This window comes from Mesorhizobium sp. M7A.F.Ca.CA.001.10.2.1 (genome assembly GCF_003998575.1).
In the GTDB taxonomy this organism is placed as follows: domain Bacteria; phylum Pseudomonadota; class Alphaproteobacteria; order Rhizobiales; family Rhizobiaceae; genus Mesorhizobium.
In genome coordinates this window covers 1-3,721 of the sequence record NZ_RZQY01000616.1, presented here as the reverse complement: position 1 = coordinate 3,721, position 3,721 = coordinate 1, and the positions used below count along the sequence as shown (strand labels likewise).

Below are 3,721 nucleotides of genomic sequence, written 5' to 3'. Positions count from 1 at the left end.
AGCCGGTTCTCCACCCGCCGCGCCGCGCGGCCCCCGGCCGGCACGCGCAGGCCGCAGGAGCGGTTGTCATGCGACCATTCGATGTTGGCCGGCGCGCTGTGGTTCGGCCTTATGCGGCGGAACGAGTTCACGTTGGGCGCAAACAGCGGCATGATTTCCGGGACATATTTCTGCAGGCCGCCGATGAAATGGCCGAACATTGCGCTGTCGGCATCGTCGCTGCCGGCAAACAAAGTCCTGCCGGCCTCGTCGATGACCGACATGTGCAGATGCATCGAGCTTCCCGCCTGTGCGGCGATCGGCTTGGCCATGAAGGTGGCGTGCATTCCGCTCTGCTGCGCGGCCTGGCGCGTCAGCCGCTTGAACAGCAGCACCTTGTCGGCCAGCGGCAGCGCATCGCCATGCAGGAAGTTGATCTCAAGCTGCGCCGTACCCGATTCATGGATCAGCGTGTCGAGCGGCAGGCCGGCCGCCGCCGCATAGTCATAGACTCGGCGGATCACCGGCTCGAACTCCTCGAGCGCGGCCATGTCATAGGGATGCTGCACACCCTCGGCACGGCCATTGGCGCCGATCGGAGCGGTCAGCGGCTGGTCCGGATCGGGATTGGGCGCGGTCAGATAAAATTCGAGCTCCGGCGCCACCACCGCCCGCCAGCCGCGCCTGGCGTAGAGGTCGAGCACGGCGCGCAGCACATGGCGCGGCGAGGCCATCCAGGGCCGGTCGTCCATATGGAAGGCATCGGCGAAGACATAGGCCTTGCCGGGAGCGGCACCCGGCGCCAGGCACAGCGTCGAGACATCGGGCACCATGCGCATGTCCGGGTCCGAATAGGCAAAACCCTCGTCGATCGAGCCGGAGTAGCGGCCGTCGATGCTGACCAGGAAAGCGCTGCTCGGCAGATAGAGCGCGCGATCTTCCAGCGCCTGGAGGAATTTGGCCGTCGGCAAGGCCTTGCCGCGCAGGACGCCGTTCGTGTCGGGCACCAGGCACTCGACTTCGTTGATCCCGTGCCGGGCCAGCCAGGCCTTGGCGTCGTTGCCGCTGGAGAGCGAGATATTCGTGTTGTTGTCAGGCATTTCGTTCATGTCCGTATCAAAGAGAGTATGGCTTGGGCGGCCACATCCGTTCCAGGTTTCAGCGCCATTTGGGCTGCATTGTCCTTGAGGCGGGCGCGCATGGCATCGTCGGCCAGCAGGCCGAGAATCGCTTTCTCCAACACTCCTTCGGTCCAGGCGTCGCGGCCGATATGGTCACCGACGCCGGTTTCTCCGGCGCGGCGCGCATTGTCGTGTCCGTCCCAGCAATAGGGCATGATCAGTGACGGCACGCCGAAGCGCAGCGCTTCGCAAAAGCTGTTGTTGCCGCCGTGATGGATGAACAGGTCTGACTTCGCCACCACCGAGGGCTGCGGAAACCAGGCGTCGAGATAGACATTGTCCGGCACCGCACGGTAGGCGTCGCGCAGGCCGCCGGCATTGACAATAAAGCGCGCCGGCAGCCTGTCGAAGACGACCAGCATGCGCTCGATCAGGCCGACATCCATGGCGCCGAGGCTGCCGAAGCTGACATAGACTAGCGGCCCCTTGTTGCGCGGAAACACCGGCACTTCGAACGGCCCTTCCGAGCGCACGCAGCCTTCGAGATAGACGAAGCGCGTGGGATCGAGCGGCTCGGCGCGCTCACGACGCACGATCGAAGGCGTCAGCAGCAAATTGAGGTCGGGCGACGCCTCGAGGAACAGGCCCTTCGGCAGCGACGCCAGGCCGGCATCCATGCGAAAGCGATTGAAGCGGTCATGTGCGGGCGCGCAAGCCGCCAGATACCTTGCCTCGAACGCCGCGCGTTGCGGGTCATCCGCACCAAGCCCCGACAGGTAGGGCGGCACATTGGTGTCCGGCAGCTCGGTCTCGGCGCAGGAGACGACACGCACCCAGGGACAGCCGGCGGCTGATATCGCCGGGAACATGATGACATTGTCGAGCACCACCGCGTCCGGCTTCAGCCGCGCCAGCAATTGGCGCAGCGGCGCCTCGGCATTGACCGCAGTGTCGACGATGGCCTGCCAGGTCGGCGCGACATAGGTTTCCAGCTGGTCGATCGGGCTCAGCCGGAAATGCGGCAGGTGCCGGCGCACGAAGGCCTGCCAATAGCTCTGGCGTTCGCTGTCGCTCAGCGGCTCGTCGGTCGGCAGCTGGTATTCCTGGAAACCATAGTCGGCAAAGACGCCGGAAAAGCCGGCATGGCAAATGAAGACGGGCCGGGCTCCCTTGGCACGCAATGCCTGCGCGATGCCGACGCAATTCAACGCCGCGCCGAAACTGGCTTCGGGAAACAGCGCGATGGTCGGGCTGGCTTTACGCGTCAATTATTCCTCGTCATTCCGGCCGGCTGATCATGCCGAACAGGGCGGGCGCCCCGCGACTGGCCGCCTGCGGTCGCTGGTTGCGGGAAAGCCGCAGGTGGATACGAAGCAGATCGGCCGCCACCTCATACTGCAGGCTTTCAAGATGGTCGAGTATAACAAGGTGTTCGCGCAGCGATTGCCGCAGGCGGAAGACGTTGACGCCGGCATAGATGCCCGGCAGCCGGCGCAGCCTGAGATGATCGGCCAGCGCATCAGCAACGAAGCGGTTGGCGCAGCCCTCAGCGAGCATGCCGTGAAAATCGATGTCCAGCCGCTGGAACTCGCGTGTATCGAATGCGGCGTCCGGCAGCGCCACCAGCGCTTCCATAGCCTGGCGCAACGTCGCCGCCCGCGCGCCGTCCAGCCGGAAGCCCGGCGTCAGGATGGCCGCGGGTTCCAGCAGCAAGCGGAACTCATAGCTGTCGCCTTGCGCCTCTGGATCGTCGGGCGTGCGCCGAAACAGCCAGGACTGGCCAGGCGCTCGGTCCAACAAATTCTCTTCGGTCAGTTTGTTAAGTGCTTTTAGTACCGTCTTGCGCTCGGCACTGTAGCGCCGTATCAGCCCCGCGACGGTCACCGTCTGGTCCAGCCGACGCGCCGACCGGTCGCGCAGGATCGCCTCGGCCAACTCGTCCTCCTCGGCGGCGGGCAGTTCCGTGGCGACTGAAGCCTGCGCGGTGAGGTCGATGGCCAGGTGATAACCGGAATCTGCCTCCCAGCGCACGACACCCCGTTCAGCGAGCAGGCCGAGAGCCGCCCGCACCGGCGTGCGCGAGACATTGCACAACGAAGCGATCTGCTGCTCCGGCAAGCGTGCGCCGGGCTCAAAACCGCGCTGCCGCGCCACATCCAGGATGCGCTGCGCCAGATCGAGGTGGTTGGTGCGAGGTCGTCGGGCTGCGGCTTGCATGACTGGTCTCGTGGAAAACGACATGACCGCATTGATCTGACCGATCGCCCGCACGGACGCAATCGGCCAGATTCCACGATCGCTTAGCAAATTATGGATTGACGTACTTTTTTCTGCAATAGTACTGTCAGGGCAATCGGCGAGAAAAAGACCGAGGGAACGGGATCGAGGCAGCGGCAAGGGTCGCAGGCGTTGGTCCGGCGAATGCAATTCGACGATCAACCGAAATGGGAGTCTGTCATGACCGCTACCAGCCTGCGGCGCCGTGCGCTGAAAACATCTTCGATCGCACTTGGCCTGGCCTTGGCGCTGTCCGCGCCGGCGACGGCTGCCGACCTCGTCATTTCCAACTGGGACGGCTACATGGCGCCTGACGCCATGGCCGCCTTCAAGACCGCCACCGG

The 3,721-nt window shown here is 64.8% G+C and carries 3 protein-coding genes; all 3 read right to left on the bottom strand.

The window, feature by feature from the left end; genetic code table 11:
- A partial coding sequence (locus EN964_RS28485; RefSeq protein ID WP_164776047.1) for a glutamine synthetase family protein occupies positions 1-1,079 on the bottom strand: 1,079 nt, incomplete at its 3' end.
- Between the two features lie 5 nt (positions 1,080-1,084).
- Complete coding sequence (locus EN964_RS28480) at positions 1,085-2,368, bottom strand: glycosyltransferase (RefSeq protein WP_127266966.1); 1,284 nt, start codon at positions 2,366-2,368, stop codon at positions 1,085-1,087.
- A 10-nt stretch (positions 2,369-2,378) separates the two neighbouring features.
- Entirely contained in the window at positions 2,379-3,539 is a 1,161-nt protein-coding gene (locus EN964_RS28475) for a GntR family transcriptional regulator (RefSeq protein ID WP_236382938.1), read from the bottom strand.
- Positions 3,540-3,721 lie beyond the last annotated feature (182 nt).